Genomic DNA, 19,436 nt, shown 5'->3' with positions numbered 1-19,436 from the left:
TGGTGTTTAACACGGGTGCTACCGGAGTAATTCCAGGATGCGGCTTGCATGGTTATCACTGTTCCCGGCAAATGGCCTTGTAGTTACAATGATCCTGGTTTGACCATATGCTTCAACGGATTCGATGATACTGTCTTTTTGTGTATGCAGCACTGTTGTTTTTAGTTGTGTTCTGAAGGGCTGCCACCATGTGTCGTTTGTAATTACAATGCAAAATTTTGGCTTTATTTCATCGAGTTCACTTTTTATTAAGGCCGAGGCACCTGCTTCCTGCCAAAGACATTCCTCATCATTGGGATTTTGCATTGCTGCCGGGGCTATTTTATAGAGGTTGGACCAGACGATTTTTTTTGCCCATTCCCAACCGTATTCATCAAGACCATAATAACGGCAAACGAGTTTGTAGGTTACATTCCAGAAAAAAGACCGGGATGTGTTGTATGAAATCGAAGGATAAAAATCCCTTTCGGCTTCAGTGTTAACAAAGGTTGAATAGCTGCTTTTACTCCAATATACATTGACCCAATCCAGGGGAGAATGGTTCTTTTCTTTATAGCGATCATTGGAATACGATATGGCGTCACGGATGAAAGACCTTTGATCAAATGGCGTGGAAGCATCAAAGACCGGTTTCCAGCCCTTAACCGCCTGTCCGTAAATCAGGAACTCAGCAGGTTCGTGTTCTGTTGCTCCAAAGGAGGGATAGAAAGCCGCATACTCTTTGTTTTTTTCGCATTGTGCCTTGAATGTATTGATATTATGAAGGAATAGTTGGTTATAGCCGCTGGTAAGCATATTGTGAATTTTATTTATGATGAGACTTTTTTCAGGAGCTCTCGCTAAGATACGGTATGAAACGCTGTAAGAATAAATCAAGGTTTAGGTTTATATGCCCTCCTAATAAGCAGTTTATACAGTCCAATGGCATCCAATATGATCAATTGAGCAAACAGCTAGATGAAAATTACGGATTTATGCGCCGGCAAAAAAATATCTTTATTGGGCTCCGGATGATAACTGGCCGCAGATTATGTTCTTTACTCTTCTTAAGATCTGCGGCTATCAACAAGACCGGAGGCCGATCTTTGTAGCAAAGAATTTTGTGGCATTTTTTTTTGCCGCAAAAAATAGTGTTACAACTAGAGCAGATCCTGAAACAAGTTCAGGATGACTATAATTGTGTTCTGTCATGACAACATTGATTTTGTAATGCAAATGAAATACCCGGCAGGACTAAAGTGTGATTCATTCCTGATATGCGTAACTTGTTATTGGCAATTTATTTCAGGATCTACGTGAATTACGCATAGACGCCGCATAGAAGCTGAAATAATCCCGATTGATCAGGGCCGATTAACACTGTTCGGTATGGTTAAGCGCAATCTAAAACCATTAGGTTTTGCTTCTTAACTTTGATGCGTTGCGATGCCTGTGCAAATACCGGCCGCAGCCATTCCATCAGAAAGCCATCTCCAGAAGAGATGGCTTTCTGATGCATTATAGATGATGGATCAGCTAAAGCTGACGCATTCTTTTAACTCTTTTTCGGTATAGGCGAGGTTGTATTGTTTTAATACATCATCGGGTACCCCGTTCCACTGGTTGGGCTTATTGCCGGCATAACCGATATCCTTTACACCGATCTCGGAGGTGTAAAAACCGGTAACGGTAAGGTTGCGCATCTGCGTAAAGAAGGCTACGCCCTGGCTCAACTCCGGTTTGTCCTTTGCCCGGTCCGGGTAGGCGATCAGGTCTACAAGCTGAATTTGCTGCTCGGCGGTACAATCTTTAAAAGGCTTACCAAATTTATTCAGGCACTGTACATCCAGCCAGCGAAGCCCGCCTCTCATGGGCGTTTGCATCTTGGGCTGATCTTTTACGGTGAAGTGAATAAAGTCAGGAACTTTTGCTTCGCTGGCACTGCCGCTTACTTCATCTTTTGGAATGATGATATCGGCCAAAACGGTAATGGTGGCCATTTCGTGTGCATTGAAAAAGTCGGGCATCTTATCCACTTCCTCTTCATGTGCCTTTTCATCTTCGTACCGGTGAAGCCCGGTTTTTTTATCGGGAGCGGTGGTAGTGGTATCGTTTTTTTTCTCCTCTGGTTTACAACCAATGGCCAGGGTACCGGTTGCCAGGGCACTGGCTGCTATATATTTGAGTGAATCACGTCTTTTCATTGTTATCAATTTGATTTTTGATGCTCAATTCTGTATGCTGTCTGTATACTGGATGCTGAATTCTCAATTCTCAATTCTGAATGCTGTCTCCTACAAATTCTGTTTTTTCATTTCTTCAATGATGTATTCGCTGGCCCGCATACTCAACGCCAGGATCGTCCAGGTAATGTTCTTGTTGGCCTGTGAGGTAAACTGGCTTCCGTCTACACAAAACAGGTTTTTACAATCATGCGCCTGGCTCCATTTATTAAGAACGGAGGTTTTGGCATCATCACCCATACGTGCCGTTCCCGCCTCATGAATGATATACCCGGGTTTGTCGATACCATAATTATTTTCCGGACCGTCATCTCCCCAAGTGATCACAGCTCCCATATTGTGCATGATCTCCTTGAAGGTTTCTTTCATGTGTTTGGCCTGCTTCACCTCGTAATCGCTCAGCTTTACATTGAATTTCAAAACAGGGATACCATATTTGTCAACCACCGCGGGGTCGATCTCGCAACGGTTGTGCTCAAAGGCAATGGCTTCTCCGCGTCCGGCCATACCAACGGTAGCACCATAAAAATAGCGCTGGTCTTCTTTCAACGATTTCCCATAACCACCGGCTTCTTTCTTTTTGCCGTTTACGGGATATTTACCGTTGAAGGATTCGATGCCCATGCCAAAGCCGTATGCGGGCTGACCAAAGCCGCCCCAGTATTCAATATGATAACCGCGGGGGAAATCCAGTTTTTTGTCATCGCCCCACCAGGGAGAGTATACGTGCATACCACCTACACCATCTTCGTTATACCGCTTTCTGCCAAAGAGCTCCGGAATATATCCGCCCATAGCGGCACCCGTGCTGTCCTGCAGGTATTTGCCCACCACATTGCTGCTGTTGGCCAGTCCGTTCGGGTGGCGCTGCGATTTGGAGTTGAGCAGGAGCCGGGCCGTTTCGCAGGCACTGGCCGCCAGGATCACCACGCGGCCTTCTACCTGATACTCCAGCATATCGTCTTTGTTTACATAAGATACACCGGTTGCAATCCCCTCCGAGTTGGTCAATACCTCGCGGGCCATGGCATTGGCGATCACTTCCAGCTTGCCGGTTTTTAACGCTGGATAGATCAATACATTTGAAGAGGAGAAGTCGGCCTTGGCCATACTACAGTTCCGGCCGCACTGGGCACAGAAGAAACAGGAACCCCGCTCATCGTTCAATTTTTTGGTAAGGATGGACAAGCGGGAAGGGATGATTGGTACATTTGATTTCTGCGCGCCTTTTTTTATAAAAAGCTCATGCAAACGAGGCTTGGGCGGCGGTAAAAAGATGCCGTCCGGTTCATTGGGCAGGTTTTCCACACTGCCGAAGATCCCGATCAGTTGATCTACCTTATCATAGTAGGGTTTGATATCGTCGTAGCTGATGGGCCAGTCTGCACCAATGCCGTCGTGGCTGTACCCCTTAAAATCCCGGGGTCCGAAGCGCAGGGAAATACGGCCCCAGTGATTGGTACGGCCTCCGAGCATACGCGCCCGGAACCATTCCCATTCTGTTCCGGATTCCTTGGTGTAAGGTTCTCCTTCAATTTCCCATCCGCCATAGCAGGCGTCAAAATCACCAAACGGACGGTATTTGGTAGAACGGCCCCGGCGTTTTGACTCCCAGGGGCTTTTCAGCTGATAAATTTCTTTTTGAGGATCGTACATCGGACCCGCTTCCAGCACACACACACTGAGCCCGGCTTTTGAAAGTGTATAAGCGGCCATTCCACCGCCGGCTCCCGAACCCACAATAACCACATCATATTTTTTGCCCTGTTTTTTGATTTGCAATTCTTTCATATTCAGATGGCCTGTTTAATTTTTTTTTAAAATGGAGACCCAATATACAATGAAATGTTTATAATTCTGAATCCTATTTTTTAAGTAATAAACCGGGGCGTGGTTTTCGATGATTTTCGGCTAATTTTAACAGGAATTTGAACCCTCAAATGATGTACTTATGCAAAAAAGCTGTTTACCGGTTGTGCTCTTGTTTTGTGTGGTGGGTATTGGATTGCTGGCCTATTTCCTGGGAAAAAAGAACGGTACCAAAACCGTTGATCATATCGCGCTGAATGCGGCCTTTGTACAGGAGGTGGCGGAGCTGTCGTCGCTGGAAGTACAGGGTTCCGCCAGTATTAAAACCACCAATATTGCCAATGATGGCAGTCTGACCGATGAATTCAGAAAAATGTTTACGGAACATACCCTGAATATTACCGTTCCGTATGTGGCCAAGTACGGGGTAGACCTGGGCGCGCAGCAGCTTACCATTGAAGAAAAGAACAAGCAGGTATATATTGTATTGCCCGTTCCGCAGTTACTGAGTTATGAACTGCGGCTGGACCGGGCCGATGCCATGACCCGGAGGGGATTGCTGGTAACCCCGGGCGATGCCGCGTACAGTACCGTTGAAAAAAAGCTGTATACCGATACCCGTAAACAGATGGAAGCCTATACCATGTATATTGAACAGGCCAAGGAAAAAATACGGAAAGTGCTGGAGCTGTATTACGCGCCGATGCAGTACAAGGTATCGGTCGTTTTTAAGGATGAAATAAAAAGTAAGGTAAACCGCCCCCTGAATTAAATAATTTCAAAAAAACAGGAAAAACTATCAACTGTTTATATTCCGTTTAAATGAAAATCATTACTTTGATCGTTTTTTAAAACTAAATTTAAATTTTTTCGCCATTATGAAACCAAAAAATCAATATTCCAGAAGAAAATTTATCCGGAACTCAGCGCTGGCGGGCAGTGCTTTTTTTATTGTGCCCCGGCATGTACTGGGACGGGGGCATGTGGCTCCCAGTGATAAACTGAACATCGCGGGAATTGGTGCAGGAGGAAAAGGTGAAAGTGATCTGGCGTCGTTTGCAAAAAGCCCGAATGTAAACATCGTGGCGCTTTGCGATGTGGACGACCGTCAGGCGGTAAAGTCGAGGAAGAATTTTCCCAAAGCCAACTATTACAAAGATTTCCGGGAGATGCTGCAAAAGGAAGCCAAGAATATCGATGCCTGCAGCATCAGTACACCGGATCATACCCATGCCGTGGCTACGCTGGCTGCCATGCAATTGGGGAAGCACGTATATACACAAAAGCCATTAACCCACGATATTTATGAAGCGCGCATCCTGGCGCAGGCTGCCAAAAAATACAAGGTAGTTACCCAAATGGGCAACCAGGGCGGCTCCGGCGATGGGGTAAGAAGAATGAAAGAGCTGTATAACGCAGGTTTGATCGGGGATATCGTGGAAGCGCAGGCATGGACCAACCGGCCCATTTGGCCGCAGGGTGTGCCCAAGCCTTCGGGCGATCATCCGGTGCCCAGTGAACTGGATTGGAACCTGTGGCTGGGAACAGCACCCAAGGAAGATTTTAACCCGGCCTATGTGCCGTTTAACTGGAGGGGATTTTGGGCATATGGTACCGGCGCCCTGGGCGATATGGCCTGCCACATTATGGACCCTATTTACCGGATCCTTCCCATCGATTATCCTACATCGGCGGAGTGCAGCATTGCCAACCAGTGGACGGGCATGAACCAGGAAGCTAACAACAGCGCGAGCTGCCCGGTAGCATCGATCATTCACCTGGAATACCCGCGGAAAGATAAAAAGGGAACCCTGAAGGTTTCCTGGTACGACGGCGGGTTGCTGCCCAAGCGCCCCGATGAACTGCAACCGGAAGAATCCTTTGGTAACTGGGATGGAGGGGTGCTGTTTATCGGAACCAAAGGGAAACTGCTGGCCGATTGTTATGGAGCCAACCCGCGGCTGCTGCCTTTATCAAAAAATGAAAGTGCAAAGGCTGTTAAACAAACCATTGCCCGGGTACCGGGTGGAACCGACGGACACTATCTGCAATGGGTAAATGCCTGTATCGCCGGTTATGGCAAGGGCGAAACCAGTTCTCCGTTTGAATATGCCGGTCCGTTTACCGAAAGCATCCTGATGGGTAACCTGGCCATCCGCAGTGCGCTGTATATGGATCCCAGTGTATCCGGTTGGGGAAAGAGCAAGTTCACCGGTCGTAAGAAACTGTTGTGGGATGCAGCGAATATGAAGATCACCAATTTTGATGAAGCCAACCAATTCGTAAAAAGAACGTACCGGGAAGGTTGGAGTCTGAACCTCTAATGGTATTTAAATTCTGTTCAAACTATTTTTAACGCGATTATGGATCAAAAAAAAGATAACTCACGGAGAAAATTCATACGGAACACTGCGCTTGCGGGCAGCGCCTTTTTTATTGTGCCGCGGCATGTATTGGGAAGAGGTTATGTAGCCCCCAGCGATAAGCTGGTGGTGGCCGGTGTGGGTGTTGGCGGAAAAGGTGCGGGTGATATCAGCAGCTTTTACAAAAGCGGCAATGCCGAGATCGGGTTTCTGTGCGATGTAGATGATCGTCAGGCCGCAGGCAGCCGTAAACGGTTTCCGAATGCAAAATATTACAGCGACTGGAGAGAGCTGCTGGACAAGGAAAGCAAACACTTCGACGCGGTAAGCGTAAGTACGCCGGATCATACACATGCCATCGTAGCGTTTCATGCCATGCAACTGAATAAACACGTATATGTGCAAAAACCGCTGACGCATGATATCTGGGAATCGCGCATGCTGGGCGATGCTGCCAAACGTTACAAGGTGGTAACCCAAATGGGCGACCAGGGTTCTTCAAACGACGGGGTTCGGGATCTGCGCGAGTGGTATGAGGCCGGGCTGATCGGCGAAGTGGAGTCGGTGTATTGCTGGACAAACCGTCCGGTATGGCCGCAAGGCATCGTATGGCCGCAGGAAAAGCCACCCGTTCCGGAAGGCCTCAATTGGGACCTTTGGCTGGGTACGGCGCCTTACCGGGAGTATGAGGGCAATGTGGTGCCGTTTAACTGGCGTGGCTGGTGGGATTATGGTACCGGTGCGCTGGGTGATATGGCCTGTCATATTGTAGGCCCCGTATTCAAAGTATTAGGACTGGGCTTCCCCGAGGAAGTAACCTGTAGTTTATCTACGCCCTATGCCCAGAACTGGAACCAGGTATATGCACCGGATAGTCCGCCGGTTTCTTCTTCGATCCATTTTAAATACAAAGGGAAGAACGGAAAGCCGGTGAAGATACACTGGATGGATGGAGGGATTCAGCCGGAGCGCCCGGATGAACTGGGCCCCAACGATATTATGGGGGGTAAAGGCGATGTAGGCAATGGCGCCTTGTTTGTAGGAACCAAGGGCAAGATGATGTGCGGCGTGTATGGACAGGATCCAACCCTGTTGCCGGTTTCCAAAATGAACGGATTGAAGGTGGCCAAAAAATACGCGCGTATTCCCGGCGGGGCCGAAGGGCACTACAAACAATGGGTAGACGCCTGTATTGCAGGTTATGAAAAAGGAAGCAAAATGGTAGATTCTCCATTTATCGGTTATGCCGTGCCGCTTACTGAAAGTATCCTGATGGGGAACCTGGCCATCCGCAGCTTTAACTACAAGGATGCAAAAGGCAAATTCCCCGGAAGAGGTATTACCTTGCAATGGGATGGTGCCAATATGAGGGTAACCAACTTTGAGCCCGCCAACCAGTATGTAAAACGTACATACCGTGAGGGATGGCCGGAACTGAAGTTCTAACGCATCAATGAAGAATGTATAAAGAGGCTGTTCCCGGAAGGGGCAGCCTCTTTTTTTGGGAAGATTTTTTTAACCGCTAGGGTGCGGAGACGCGAAGGTTACACGAGGGAAGGATTTTAAATTATAAACCTCAGCGTAACACTGCGTACTCATTTCTCTGCGGTGAATTTTTTAACCTCGGAGGCCAGTATAATTGCTACGATTCTACAAAACTTACAGATACAATATGACTGTAGGCCTCATTTAAGAAATTGGGAATTAAATGCTTGTTGGTCCACATGATCTTATCAGGATCTTTAAGCTGGTCGATCATACTGGATAGCTTTGGCTCTCCGTAATTTTCGATGACCATCTTACGTTTGTCTTCCGATTGAAAATGTTTCAGCATACCCGCGGCATCTGCTTCAGGATGAAACTGGGTACCAAACATATACGGGTTAAATGAAATGCCCATCACTGCCCGTTCGTAAGGTACATGCGGGCGTTCCTTTTCAATGCAGGTAATATAGGCCCCCATCTCATTTAAGATATCAAAATTGGGTTGTATCAGCTGAAAATCCCGGCTGTCCACTGCATAAAACGGATCGCTTAAGTTTTCAAATACCGGGTTCGCATTCGCTTCCGGTAACATATGCATGGGAAACACACCAAAGGAAGTAGACTTGCGCTTGCAGATCAGTCCGGCATTAAAATACCTGCTGGCCAGCTGAAAAGAATGGCAGATAAAAAAAACATATTTCTTTTGTTCATTGCCCGGGTTTTCATTCCACCGCAATGTTTCTTTCAGCCATTTATTCCAGTTAATATCCCAGTCGTCAAAACGGGTGCTCAACGGATCGCCCGGGCCACCGCTTGAAATATAGATGTCGTATGAAAGATCCGGCAATTCGTTCTTTACCCGTACATCAAATACATCATAAATCAGGTCAACCTGTTTTTCGTCTGCCCACCGTTCTACAATCTCTCTGATGCAGCGCATGCCCTGGTTGGGAAGCCCCGCATTCAGATCGAGGATCGCAAATCGAACACATTCTTTTTCCATCAACATCCTGCAAAAATAACGATTGAAGCCCTAATGGTACTTAATCCAGGTCAAGAATTACTAACAAGTGTGTATATTTAACACTTAACGGTACTGCTTATTAATGGCGTAACCCACTTTATCGTTCACTCTTTTCAGCAGATTTCCATTGATTTGCCGGCGTCGTTTCCGGTCGGAGCGGTCCAGGAAAATACCCTTATTGTTAAAGGGCTGCGGCCTTTCAAAAAACACCAGGATACAATAACTTTCTCCTTTCAGTTTGTTGTTGAGGGCTTTATTCCGTACGGACATCTGTACCAGTTTGCGTGCCTGGAATCCTTCATAATAATCCACGTTTGCGATCCATGTACATTGGATGGTACGCATATCATCTACCAGTTTTTTTACGGCTGCAGCATTGTAGCGATGTGCTTTGAGGCTATCGGAGAAAGCCGGTTCATTGATGTTGAAATGGTAGATATATTTGACGCTGTCTTCATTGAATTCAAAAGAGATATTTGTAAAGGTCTTTTCTTCAAAAAGGATGGAAAAGGAATGCTGGGCATATAGCCGGCTAAAGTCATCCTTAATGGCTTCCAGCCTCGGTTCGTTCCGGGCATAAAAATCCGTTGTAAAATTTTTGGGATAGGAGCAGGACGCAAGTATACTGAGCAGCCCGCAAATGCCGGTTAATATATAACTGTTCTTCTTCATTTTGAAACCCGCTGGGTCCAGACACTGACCCCGTAAATGATGTTTTTTAAAAATTGTGGAGATAATTGCTGTACGGTCCTTGCACCATAATCCCAGTATTCAAATTCGATATTGCCATCCTGAAGCCGCCGGATATTGGTGAGCAACACATAGTGGGTGGGTGTGCTGATGAGCGATTGTTTATGCGATTTCCGGTAGAGCTTTTTGTTGTTGAGGTAAAGGAATACCAGGCCCTTCTGCATATGGGCTTCAAGGTATTCGGGCAGGTCGTTGATTTTAGGACGGAACAGATCGGCACCCCGGGCTTTTACAGTTCCGTTGAACAGGCGCCGGAGCATCCGGTTAAACTTTGCAAAATTGGTGGAGGCCCAGAACGTATTTTCATCGCCTTTTTGAAAACGCCGGTTAAAAAAGTTAAGGTAGCCTTTATAATGATCCGCCAGGGTAAGAAACCACATTTGGCCCGCAGGGTTGAGATCCAGAGAGCCTTTATAGCGCAGCAGGCCGGCTTCCATCCGTACGGGTTTGGTGGGCTTTAGCTGGTTCTTTCCAAAGTTGGCCTGCCCGTTCTTGTACAACTCGATCATAAAGCGGGCAAAGCCCAGGGGATCGTAGGTAAGTGGTATATAAGTAAGGGCCGAATACGCGCAAAAATTGGTGGTTTTGCCTTCATAAAAGGCAAGTGGTTTAATCGTAAAGGTCTTCAGATTGTTGAGCAGCTGGTCAGGAGCAACATTGGGCCACCATTTACTTTGCCGCAGGTTCCGGATACTGTTCAGGTATTGCAACGCCTGTTCCGGAGTGCTCTTCAGGGCGCTATCTCCGGCCGGTATGATGGTGGCGCTACCCGGAACTACGGATAAAACCAGGAGCGTTATAAGAACAATATTTCTGATCGTTGTTTTCAGGGACACGGTCATCATGATCCCGAAAATAATGATTTTTGTATTGCCACAGAAGCACTGAAGCGCAGGAATTTTATAGTTTTTTATTTCCTGCTGGTGGTATGGGTAACGGCGGATGCCGGGTCCTCATTTTATTGATCCGCATCATCTGATGCATTGTTCCCGGCTGATGTACGTAGATTTTTTCCGCTGATCTGCGGGGAATGATACTTCCATTTCGTTGGAGGAAAAAGAAGTAGCTGTTGTTTGTTATTAATTGGCCTCTACATTGCCATTGAATGAAATGGGCGTTTTGTTTACGCTCAGCACGCGCAGCGATGCAAACCCCGAAGGTGACACCGTAAGGTAAAGCGACCGTACTTCCGTATTGTCCTGTGGTGTGATTTCTATTTCATAATTGCTTTTCCGCTGTGTTTTTTTATAATCGAACTTGGTGGAGGTGAATTTAATGCCGCCCTTGGTAGGATCCATCGGTGCGGTATACGACCGTCCAAAAAAAGGCAGGTAGGCAATTACCGAATCCGAAGTTACCCGTACATCATAACGGGATGTAAGCTGGTAAAGATTACTGGCATTGGGAAGCAATAACCGGGGATTGAAGCGGCTGTCTTCCGTGGGAAAAACGCTGGTGGCCACAAATGTATAATTACGTGAAGTAACAGCGTCTGTTACCGCTGTGGGCGAACCGGTTGCCTGCTGTTGCGTGGAGCAGGCAGTGAGTATAACAATTGCTGATAATAAGATCAGCAACGGGCGATGTATTGTTTTCATAAAAAAACTGTTTAATCTATGATGCGATCTCATCGTAATTTACACAATTTACCTGGAATTAAAAAGGCAGATGGAGCATTTGACGTTCGGATGCGGGGATATGAAGATCTGAAAATCAACACCCTGCATCAAACAAGACCGTACCTGCCACGTAAAAATGCATCCGTTATAAAGCGGGTTTGAACGGCATCGTTAAACCTTATGCTTTGAACTTTGCCTCGCTCCTGCGCTTATGGGGCGGTGTTTTCTTTTTTGTCTTCGTCCTTGGGCAGCACCGGACCGTTTAACTGAACAACATGCTGCTGCTGTCTTTTGCGCATGAATAAATTCAATAATTCTACAATGAACGAAAAAGCCATGGCAAAATAAATGTAGTTTTTTAAATGCAGCTCATGTGCCATATCTGCATTCCATCCTTCAACAATCAGGCTTACACCAATCATCACCAGGAAGGAAAGGGCCAGCATTTTAATGGTGGGGTGGTTTTGTATAAAGTCGGAGATCCTGGCACTAAAGGCAAACATCACGGTCATGGCCACAATTACCGCTGCAATCATGATCTCAATATGCTTGGCCGTTCCACCCGCCGTGATCACACTATCGAATGAAAACACCGCATCAATCACAAGTATCTGGCCGATGGCCTGTCCAAAGCTGAGTTGTTTTTGATTTTTCGTAGCCGCTGAAGGATCTTCTCCCTCCAGTTTATGATGGATCTCTTTTACCGATTTATAGATCAGGAAAAGTCCGCCCGCCAGCATTACGATGCTTGCCAGGTCAAATCCTTTGCCAAACCAGGATTCGGGGATGATGTGTTTGCCTTTTTGAGCCAACAGCCAGCTCAGTCCCATCAGCAGCAAACAGCGGGATAAAATGCCGGTTACCATCCATACGCGCCGGGCCTTTTTTCTTGAATCCTTATGTAGCCGGTTGAGGATGATGCTTACAAAAATAACATTGTCGATCCCCAGTACAATTTCTAAAATGGAAAGGATCAGGAAGCTGATGAGCGAATCAACGGTGAATAGTTCAGCAGTTGAGATAAATAAAAGTGTCATAATATGGTTTGGTTTACAATTGGGTACAGATGTTTTTTACAATGGTGGGGCCTTCGTAAATAAAGCCGGTCCAGATCTGTACCAGGGAGGCGCCCGCCGCTAGCTTTTCCTTTGCGTCTGCCGCCGTAAAGATACCGCCGGATGCAATGATGGGGATCGCACCATTGGTTTGTTCCGTAATATATTGTACGATCGCCGTGCTTTTTTGTTGTACGGGTTTGCCGCTTAATCCCCCCGCGCCAATACTTTCCACCACGCTGCCCGGGGTAACGAGGTTGCTCCGGTCGATCGTTGTATTGGTAGCCACAAGACCGTCGAGTTTGATTTCCAGTGCCAGTGAAATCACATCATCGATCTGTTCCTGGCTGAGATCCGGTGCGATTTTCAGGAGTATCGGCTTCGCAAAAGCCTTTCCATTGTTGATCATGGCCAGGTTGAGCAAAATTTTCCGGAGTGCGTCTTTATCCTGCAGCTCCCGCAAACCGGGTGTATTCGGACTGCTTACATTTACCACAAAATAATCCACAAACGGATGCAGCCGGTTAAAACAGGTGGCATAATCCTGCCAGGCATTTTCATTGGGCGTGACCTTGTTCTTGCCGATATTGCCGCCGATGATCAGGGGGTATGGCTCCCTGCTGCCTGCTTTTTTTGTACGCCATGCTTCCAGGCGCTGCGCAATTTTTTCAACGCCGTCATTATTAAATCCCATCCGGTTAATCAGCGCCTTATCGGCCGGCAGGCGAAACAGCCGCGGCTGCTCATTGCCATCCTGCGGCAACGGCGTAACGGTGCCGATCTCCACAAAGCCAAATCCCAGCGCTTCCAGTTCATTCAAAAAAACAGCATTCTTGTCAAAACCGGCTCCCAGGCCTACCGGGTTCTTAAACCTGAGGTTCAAAAAGCGGGTTTCCTTTACCGGGGCGTCAGTAAAGGACCGGATGATGGTTTTGCCGAATTTGTTTTTGGTAAATAGCTGTAAATGGCGCATTGCCATATAGTGAACGCGCTCCGGCGGAAATGAAAAATAAAACTTGCGTAAAAGTTGGTACATAAAATGCAAATATAAACGAGAATTGAGAATTCAGGATCCGGAATCCGGAATTGAGCGTGAAGCCTCCGGATCGCGGACTCGGCATTCAGTATTGGGAAGCGGGAATGGAGCATCCTGAATAGAGATTGAATGTCGTTTTGTTAGGGCCGCAGATGCGCAGATCTGGTACGGCTTTAATAGTATTTAACAATAGCGCAGTGGAAGCGCTGCAGGTGCTATTGGTGGGTCTTGGGCAATGATAAAAGCGTTTTGTTAGGGCCGCAGATGCGCAGATCTGGTACGGCTTTAATAGTATTTAACAATAGCGCAGTGGAAGCGCTGCAGGTGCTATTGGTGGGGCTTGGGCAATGATAAAAGCGTTTTGTTGGGGCCGCAGATGCGCAGATCTGGTACGGTCTTAATAGTATTCAGCATTATCGCAGGGGCCGTCAGCATAATGCAGCGAGTATAAAAAAAAGCGTTTTTTAGGGTCACAGATGCGCAGATTTGTACATGTCTTAATAGTATTTAACAATGGCGCAGCGAAAGCCCTGAAGGTGCCATTGGTGGGCTTTCGGCAAGGATAAAAAAAAGCTTAAGTGAACAACGTTGAATTAAGCATCCGGTTGAGTACCAGCCGGGAGAACTCTTGAACGTGTAACGCTATACATCCGTAATCTTCCAGTCGATGGGATCGATACCGTGTGCTGTAAGGTATTCGTTGGTTTTTGAAAAGGGTTTGCTGCCAAAGAACCCGTTATGTGCTGAAAGGGGAGAGGGGTGTGCCGATTTGATGATAAAGTGTTTGGATGCATCGATGAGGGATGCTTTTTCCTGCGCAAAACGTCCCCATAAAATAAAGACCACATGTTGTTTGTGATCCGATACCTTACGGATCACCGCATCGGTAAATGTGGCCCAACCAATTTTGGCATGGCTCATCGGTTCGCCGGCCCTTACGGTTAAGGATGCATTAAGCATAAATACACCCTGCTGCGCCCAGTGGGTGAGATCCCCGCTTTTAGGAATGGAAACCCCCAGGTCTGCATGCAGTTCCTTATAAATATTCACCAGCGATGGCGGGGGCGGCACTCCTTTTTGCACCGAGAAACAGAGTCCGTGCGCCTGGCCGGGCCCATGATAGGGATCCTGCCCCAGCAGCAGCACTTTTACCTGGTCAAACGGTGTGGTATTAAAAGCATTGAAAATATTTTTGCCGGCCGGATAGATCGTTTTGCCTGCCTGTTTCTCCGTTTTAAGGTGTTCTGCCAGTGTTTCAAAATAGGGCTTCTGAAATTCATCCTGCAGCTCTTTTTTCCAGGATTGCTCAATTGCTACTTCCATTCTGCTAATTTGAGTAAAAATAGGAACTCTGCTGAGAAACGCAAACATTTATTGGCCCCGGTATCTAACTGGTTAGTAGGGTGCTAAGTATAAAGAATATCGGAAGGGTGTTATCAAATCGCTAATTTAACAGTTGCCGGGCTGCCGGTTAATGGTTTTTGGCTACTTTTATCCTCCACGCTAAACCACTTCAGATGAATCCCTATCTTTTATTTCCCATAGTCTGGATTGTTACAAACAGCATTTATTCGATCACGATGTATGTTTTTTTGAAGGACCGGTTGTTTAAGGAAAAATATGTTACGATCCTGAAATTTTCCCTGGTAAGTCTCTGGTTGATTTCTTTACTGGCCATTGCGGTGATCTACCTGCTGTTTGCATAAAATTAGCAGGGAATGTTTGTTGGAATTTTTCCATTTATGTTTTAACTTGAAACATTATTTTGAGTAAATGGATTATATCGACTATTATAAAGTGCTGGGACTTGGCAAAGATGCTTCGGCAGAAGACATTAAAAAGGCCTATCGCAAACTGGCACGGAAACATCACCCGGATCTGAACCCGGATGATAAGGAAGCGGTGAAACTTTTTCAGCAGATCAACGAAGCACATGAGGTGCTGAGTGATCCGGAGAAACGTAAGAAATACGATCAGTATGGTGCAGACTGGAAGCATGCCGATCAGTTTGAACAGGCGCGGCAGCAGCAGTCGTCCGGAGGCCGGCGGCAAGGGCATCCTTTTGAAGGTGGCGATTATTACAGTTACCAGTCGGGCGATGAGGGGGATTTCTCTGATTTCTTTTCTTCTATGTTTGGCAAAGGCGCGGGACGTGGCGGCCAGTCGGCTACCCGGTTCAAGGGCCAGGATTACCGGGCTTCGGTAACCCTGAACCTGTCTGATGCCTATAAAACGCATCAGCAAACCTTTACTGTAAACGAAAAGAGTATCCGGATTACGGTACCGGCGGGGATCGAGAACGGCCAGGAGATCAAGATATCCGGGTATGGCGCCCCGGGTGTGAACGGCGGGCCCAACGGCGATCTGTATATCACATTTGTTATCCAGAACAATACCGCGTTTATCAGAAAAGGGAATGATCTGTACGCCCAGGTACCCATCAGCTTGTACAAGGCCGTTTTGGGTGGCGAGGAAATGGTGGATACGATGGACGGGAAGGTAAAGCTGACGATCCATCCCGAAACGCAGAATGAAACAAAGGTGCGCCTGAAAGGAAAGGGTTTTCCCGTTTATAAGAAGGAGGGCAGTTTCGGAGACCTGTATATTACCTACCAGGTACAATTACCCAAAAATCTATCCGAAAAGGAAAAAGCATTATTTAAAGAACTGGCAAAGGAGACAGAAAGCAAATCATGACCGAAAATATTCATAGCATCTCTGTAGAACAATGCTGCTCCTATTACCGCATCGAAGTCGCTTTTGTGCATTCGCTGGATGAGCACGGACTGATTGAACTAACCCGGCGTGAAGAAGGGGTTTTCATTGCGTTTGAACAGCTGACGGATCTTGAGAAATACATGCATATGCATTATGATCTCGATATCAATATAGAGGGACTGGAAACCATCGCACATTTGTTGCACAAAGTGCAGGCATTGCAAACCGAGATCCGCACGCTCCGGAATGAACTGGGGCAGTAGGGGAACAGGTTTGCGGCAACGCTGCATGCCGGCATTAACCGGTGCGGCAGATGATCTGAGTGCCGCTGATGGATATTGTGATGACTGATGGCGCATGAACAATGCTCCGGGCGGCTACGGCTTTTTATTATGAAGCTATATATACGATCTGTTTTTTTTCATCTGCAACGGGTACCGCGCATACGCCGGACCTTGCGGCTGTTGGGCATTGCCGGGTGTTGTTTAATCGCAGCCCTGCCGGCAAAAGCCCAGAATATCAGTGTTCCCAAGGGCATTGCAGAGTTGTTTTATATCCAGTATCCCTATGCTACGGATCTGAAATGCAGGGTCAACGGAAACCGGACGGTGGTTGATTTCCTGATGAAAAATGAACAATATGAAGCCATTTATAAAAAAAATGAATGGGCGTATACGGCCATGAATTTTAGTTTTGACCGGCTCCCAGAAAAAATAAAGTCGGGGTTCCGGCGTTCCCGCCTGGATGCCGCCGATGTGGAAGATGTAGATGTAATCTATATTCCAAGCGGGTATGAGACCTACCGGCTCCTGTTGAAAAATGCCGAAACAACGCCGCGGTACCAATATTTCAGCGAATCGGGGAAGCGGCTCCATACACCTCCGCATCAGAACTAAGGGCATTTATCGATTTTCCCACAGGCCTTTATGTTTTTTTGATTATTTTCCGCCAGAATTTAAAATTTTGATATGCGTACCTCAAAAGGGTTATTGTTTTTATTACTGGCAGGCTTTGTGGTTTCGGTACACGCGCAGAACGGATACTGGCAGCAGCGTGTGAAGTACACGATGGATGTAGATATGAATGTGGCAACCAACCGGTTTACCGGCAAACAAAAGCTGGAATACTGGAATCAATCGCCGGATACCCTGGACCGGGTGTACTATCACTTGTTCTGGAATGCATTTCAGCCGGGCAGTATGATGGACGAGCGGAGCAGAAGACAGGGCGGTATTATGATCGGCACAAAACAGGATTGGGATCCCCGGGTAAAGGACCGGATCTCGAACCTCAAGCCGGACGAGATCGGGTATCAGAAAATAAATGCACTACGGATGAACGGCGTGCCGCAACCCTACGAAGTGCAGGGCACGATCCTGATCGTGAAACTCACCCATCCGATCCTGCCGGCGCAAAAAGTGATTTTTGATATGAATTTTGAAGCACAGGTGCCCCTGCAGATCCGGAGAAGCGGCCGTGATAATCCCGATACCAAGGTGCAATACTCCATGAGCCAGTGGTACCCCAAGCTTAGTGCTTATGACAAGGACGGCTGGCATCCCACACCCTATGTAGGGCGTGAGTTTTATGGAAATTTCGGCGATTTTGAAGTGAATATCACCATTGATAAAAATTATATACTTGGAGGTACCGGGTACCTTACCAATGCCAGTCAGATCGGTTATGGCTATGAACCCGAAGGTACGGCTGTGAAACGGCCGGCGGGCAACCGGCTCACCTGGAGATTTACCGCACCGGAGGTACATGATTTTATGTGGGCCGCGGATACCGGTTTTATTCACAAAACAAAAAAGATACGGAACGACCTTACGCTGCACCTGCTTTATAAGGAGACAAAATCCAAAGCGGATAAATGGGAAAAGGTGCTATCCGATGCAGAGCGGGCGCTGCCTTATATTGAACAAACCTTTGGCCGGTATCCCTACAAACAATATTCGTTTATCACCGGGGGCGATGGGGGGATGGAGTATCCCATGGCCACCTTGCTGGCTTCTCCGGGAGCCTGGCTGCACGAATGGATGCACGAATGGTTTTACGGGCGGCTGGCTACCAACGAAACGCGGTATTCCTGGATGGACGAGGGTGGTGCGGACTATGCCGATACCCGCGTTTCTAACTGGCTGAACCAGCAGGGCGTGCAGGGATATAGCCGGCCGGATTCCACGTACATTTATTACCAGAACCTGGCAAAAAGCGGGAAAGAAGAAGCATTGAGCACGCCTGCCGATCATTACAATACCAACTATGCATATGCGCAGGGCAGCTATATCAAAGGAGCGCTGTACCTGGTTCAGCTGGGGTATATCCTGGGTGAGGAGGTTAGAGACCGGGTATTGTTGAAATATTACGATCTATGGAAATTCAAACACCCGGACCCGGATGATTTCCTGCGGGTGGCCGAACGCACCAGCGGTACAAAGCTGGACTGGTACCGCGATTACTGGATCTATACCACCCGTACGATCGATTATGCAATTGACAGTCTTTGGGAGGAAGGCGGCAAAACAAAGATCCGTTTGCGTAACGATGGCCTGATGCCGATGCCGGTTGATTTTTTGATCACGTTTAAAGACAGCACCAGGGAAATGCACAATGTGCCGCTGGACCTCATGTACCAGGCCAAGCCGGCGGAAAATAAAACCATTAAATGGCTGGTATACCAGCCCTGGCCCTGGACCAATAAATACTATACGGTAGAAACCAATCACCGCTTAACAGACATCGCCGTTGCAGAAATAGATCCTTCGCAGCGTATGGCCGATGTGAACCGGAGAAACAACCGCCTGGAGCTGAAGTATTAACGGCTTCAGCCATTTGCGGAACGGGAAGCCTGAGGCCTGAATGGCTGATACCGTTTTTTATCCGAAGGAAAGGGGTTGACCGGGTTCATTTCTTTCCCCTGAAGCATCATTGTCGGATCGGAAAGTGTCGTACGGCGAGGCCGTTTTTTATTACACATTACGCAACTTAACAAGTTCCATAAATTATATAAATGAATCAAAAAGAGCTGTCCACATTAACAGATGAGGCGTTATTACAGGAAGTAAAAAAAAGTAAAACAACTGTTATTTTCGATGCTGCAATTATTGGTGTTTTAATCGGTATATCGGTTTTCAGCATCGTTAAAAAAGGTTTTGGCCTGCTAAGTTTGCTGCCCTTAATTTATATTCCGATAGCGACCCGGAACCGGAAATATCAAAAAGCATTGGAAAAACTACTGAAAGAAAGAAATTTGAAATAAAAGAAGTTGCGCCGTCTGTGAAAAACGGTTTGCAGGAATTTTTACCGCGATGATGATCAACAAAAATGGCGTGTAATAAAAAAGCGTTGTTCC

At 47.1% G+C, this 19,436-nt stretch carries 19 protein-coding genes; 9 read left to right on the top strand and 10 right to left on the bottom strand.

Going from position 1 to position 19,436, the window contains the following annotated elements; translation table 11 throughout:
* Window positions 1-18 precede the first annotated feature (18 nt).
* From LQ567_RS08575 to LQ567_RS08565, 3 genes are all read right to left on the bottom strand, one after another.
* Window positions 19-795, bottom strand: coding sequence for a hypothetical protein (locus tag LQ567_RS08575; RefSeq protein WP_231004090.1), 777 nt, complete (start codon window positions 793-795; stop codon window positions 19-21).
* Between the two features lie 716 nt (window positions 796-1,511).
* Window positions 1,512-2,183 carry a gluconate 2-dehydrogenase subunit 3 family protein gene (locus tag LQ567_RS08570; protein WP_231004089.1) on the bottom strand — a complete coding sequence of 224 codons (672 nt, stop codon included), beginning with the start codon at window positions 2,181-2,183 and terminating at the stop codon, window positions 1,512-1,514.
* Between the two features lie 90 nt (window positions 2,184-2,273).
* Window positions 2,274-4,013 carry a GMC oxidoreductase gene (locus tag LQ567_RS08565; RefSeq protein ID WP_231004088.1) on the bottom strand — a complete coding sequence of 580 codons (1,740 nt, stop codon included), beginning with the start codon at window positions 4,011-4,013 and terminating at the stop codon, window positions 2,274-2,276.
* Between the two features lie 160 nt (window positions 4,014-4,173).
* On the opposite strand from LQ567_RS08565, the gene LQ567_RS08560 reads away from it, so the two are divergent.
* The 3 genes from LQ567_RS08560 to LQ567_RS08550 all read left to right on the top strand — a co-directional run bounded on the left by LQ567_RS08560 (window position 4,174) and on the right by LQ567_RS08550 (window position 7,840).
* A complete protein-coding gene (locus LQ567_RS08560) occupies window positions 4,174-4,803 on the top strand; it encodes a DUF4230 domain-containing protein (protein WP_231004087.1) in 630 nt (209 codons plus the stop codon).
* Between the two features lie 106 nt (window positions 4,804-4,909).
* Window positions 4,910-6,355, top strand: a complete 1,446-nt coding sequence (locus LQ567_RS08555; RefSeq protein WP_231004086.1) for a Gfo/Idh/MocA family protein — start codon at window positions 4,910-4,912, stop codon at window positions 6,353-6,355.
* A gap of 39 nt (window positions 6,356-6,394) precedes the next feature.
* Entirely contained in the window at window positions 6,395-7,840 is a 1,446-nt protein-coding gene (locus LQ567_RS08550; protein WP_231004085.1) for a Gfo/Idh/MocA family protein, read from the top strand.
* 196 nt (window positions 7,841-8,036) lie between these two features.
* Here the strand turns inward: LQ567_RS08550 and LQ567_RS08545 are convergent, their stop codons facing one another.
* The 7 genes from LQ567_RS08545 to ung form a co-directional block, all read right to left on the bottom strand.
* Window positions 8,037-8,882: a type 1 glutamine amidotransferase gene (locus tag LQ567_RS08545; protein WP_231004084.1), complete on the bottom strand. Its 846-nt coding sequence runs from the start codon at window positions 8,880-8,882 to the stop codon at window positions 8,037-8,039.
* Window positions 8,883-8,966: 84 nt separating this feature from the next.
* Window positions 8,967-9,575: a hypothetical protein gene (locus LQ567_RS08540; RefSeq protein ID WP_231004083.1), complete on the bottom strand. Its 609-nt coding sequence runs from the start codon at window positions 9,573-9,575 to the stop codon at window positions 8,967-8,969.
* A complete protein-coding gene (locus LQ567_RS08535) occupies window positions 9,572-10,498 on the bottom strand; it encodes a hypothetical protein (protein WP_231004082.1) in 927 nt (308 codons plus the stop codon). The genes LQ567_RS08540 and LQ567_RS08535 overlap by 4 nt, the downstream gene beginning before the upstream one ends.
* 234 nt (window positions 10,499-10,732) lie before the next feature.
* Window positions 10,733-11,251, bottom strand: a complete 519-nt coding sequence (locus LQ567_RS08530; protein WP_231004081.1) for a DUF4251 domain-containing protein — start codon at window positions 11,249-11,251, stop codon at window positions 10,733-10,735.
* Between the two features lie 230 nt (window positions 11,252-11,481).
* Window positions 11,482-12,309, bottom strand: a complete 828-nt coding sequence (locus LQ567_RS08525; RefSeq protein ID WP_231004080.1) for a TerC family protein — start codon at window positions 12,307-12,309, stop codon at window positions 11,482-11,484.
* Between the two features lie 13 nt (window positions 12,310-12,322).
* The gene (locus LQ567_RS08520) at window positions 12,323-13,363 is read right to left on the bottom strand and encodes a quinone-dependent dihydroorotate dehydrogenase (protein WP_231004079.1); all 1,041 of its coding nucleotides are present in this window, start codon (window positions 13,361-13,363) and stop codon (window positions 12,323-12,325) included.
* Between the two features lie 642 nt (window positions 13,364-14,005).
* Window positions 14,006-14,686, bottom strand: coding sequence for a uracil-DNA glycosylase (gene ung, locus LQ567_RS08515; protein ID WP_231004078.1), 681 nt, complete (start codon window positions 14,684-14,686; stop codon window positions 14,006-14,008).
* A gap of 194 nt (window positions 14,687-14,880) precedes the next feature.
* Here ung and LQ567_RS08510 point away from each other — a divergent pair, with 194 nt between their 5' ends.
* The 6 genes from LQ567_RS08510 (at window position 14,881) to LQ567_RS08485 (ending at window position 19,343) form a co-directional block, all read left to right on the top strand.
* Window positions 14,881-15,069, top strand: a complete 189-nt coding sequence (locus tag LQ567_RS08510; protein WP_231004077.1) for a hypothetical protein — start codon at window positions 14,881-14,883, stop codon at window positions 15,067-15,069.
* A 67-nt stretch (window positions 15,070-15,136) separates the two neighbouring features.
* Complete coding sequence (locus LQ567_RS08505; protein WP_231004076.1) at window positions 15,137-16,060, top strand: DnaJ C-terminal domain-containing protein; 924 nt, start codon at window positions 15,137-15,139, stop codon at window positions 16,058-16,060.
* Window positions 16,057-16,344, top strand: a complete 288-nt coding sequence (locus LQ567_RS08500; protein ID WP_231004075.1) for a chaperone modulator CbpM — start codon at window positions 16,057-16,059, stop codon at window positions 16,342-16,344. Before LQ567_RS08505 ends, LQ567_RS08500 begins: the two co-directional genes overlap by 4 nt.
* 129 nt (window positions 16,345-16,473) lie before the next feature.
* Window positions 16,474-16,977, top strand: coding sequence for a hypothetical protein (locus LQ567_RS08495; RefSeq protein WP_231004074.1), 504 nt, complete (start codon window positions 16,474-16,476; stop codon window positions 16,975-16,977).
* A 72-nt stretch (window positions 16,978-17,049) separates the two neighbouring features.
* Entirely contained in the window at window positions 17,050-18,903 is a 1,854-nt protein-coding gene (locus LQ567_RS08490) for a M1 family metallopeptidase (protein ID WP_231004073.1), read from the top strand.
* A gap of 191 nt (window positions 18,904-19,094) precedes the next feature.
* Window positions 19,095-19,343 carry a hypothetical protein gene (locus LQ567_RS08485; RefSeq protein ID WP_231004072.1) on the top strand — a complete coding sequence of 83 codons (249 nt, stop codon included), beginning with the start codon at window positions 19,095-19,097 and terminating at the stop codon, window positions 19,341-19,343.
* Window positions 19,344-19,436 lie beyond the last annotated feature (93 nt).

This window comes from Niabella pedocola (assembly GCF_021044425.1).
GTDB lineage: Bacteria > Bacteroidota > Bacteroidia > Chitinophagales > Chitinophagaceae > Niabella > Niabella pedocola.
This window is presented reverse-complemented; position numbering and strand designations above follow the sequence as displayed.

Bases quoted from the DNA above. Each gene is read 5' to 3' on its own strand.
- LQ567_RS08490 (WP_231004073.1), top strand. From the start codon at position 17,050: ATGCGTACCTCAAAAGGGTTATTGTTTTTATTACTGGCAGGCTTTGTG.
- LQ567_RS08560 (WP_231004087.1), top strand. From the start codon at position 4,174: ATGCAAAAAAGCTGTTTACCGGTTGTGCTCTTGTTTTGTGTGGTGGGT.
- LQ567_RS08530 (WP_231004081.1), bottom strand. From the start codon at position 11,251: ATGAAAACAATACATCGCCCGTTGCTGATCTTATTATCAGCAATTGTT.
- LQ567_RS08510 (WP_231004077.1), top strand. From the start codon at position 14,881: ATGAATCCCTATCTTTTATTTCCCATAGTCTGGATTGTTACAAACAGC.
- LQ567_RS08535 (WP_231004082.1), bottom strand. From the start codon at position 10,498: ATGATGACCGTGTCCCTGAAAACAACGATCAGAAATATTGTTCTTATA.
- LQ567_RS08545 (WP_231004084.1), bottom strand. From the start codon at position 8,882: ATGGAAAAAGAATGTGTTCGATTTGCGATCCTCGATCTGAATGCGGGG.
- LQ567_RS08575 (WP_231004090.1), bottom strand. From the start codon at position 795: ATGCTTACCAGCGGCTATAACCAACTATTCCTTCATAATATCAATACA.
- LQ567_RS08525 (WP_231004080.1), bottom strand. From the start codon at position 12,309: ATGACACTTTTATTTATCTCAACTGCTGAACTATTCACCGTTGATTCG.
- LQ567_RS08550 (WP_231004085.1), top strand. From the start codon at position 6,395: ATGGATCAAAAAAAAGATAACTCACGGAGAAAATTCATACGGAACACT.
- LQ567_RS08520 (WP_231004079.1), bottom strand. From the start codon at position 13,363: ATGTACCAACTTTTACGCAAGTTTTATTTTTCATTTCCGCCGGAGCGC.
- LQ567_RS08565 (WP_231004088.1), bottom strand. From the start codon at position 4,013: ATGAAAGAATTGCAAATCAAAAAACAGGGCAAAAAATATGATGTGGTT.
- LQ567_RS08570 (WP_231004089.1), bottom strand. From the start codon at position 2,183: ATGAAAAGACGTGATTCACTCAAATATATAGCAGCCAGTGCCCTGGCA.
- LQ567_RS08555 (WP_231004086.1), top strand. From the start codon at position 4,910: ATGAAACCAAAAAATCAATATTCCAGAAGAAAATTTATCCGGAACTCA.
- LQ567_RS08505 (WP_231004076.1), top strand. From the start codon at position 15,137: ATGGATTATATCGACTATTATAAAGTGCTGGGACTTGGCAAAGATGCT.
- LQ567_RS08540 (WP_231004083.1), bottom strand. From the start codon at position 9,575: ATGAAGAAGAACAGTTATATATTAACCGGCATTTGCGGGCTGCTCAGT.
- ung (WP_231004078.1), bottom strand. From the start codon at position 14,686: ATGGAAGTAGCAATTGAGCAATCCTGGAAAAAAGAGCTGCAGGATGAA.
- LQ567_RS08500 (WP_231004075.1), top strand. From the start codon at position 16,057: ATGACCGAAAATATTCATAGCATCTCTGTAGAACAATGCTGCTCCTAT.
- LQ567_RS08485 (WP_231004072.1), top strand. From the start codon at position 19,095: ATGAATCAAAAAGAGCTGTCCACATTAACAGATGAGGCGTTATTACAG.
- LQ567_RS08495 (WP_231004074.1), top strand. From the start codon at position 16,474: ATGAAGCTATATATACGATCTGTTTTTTTTCATCTGCAACGGGTACCG.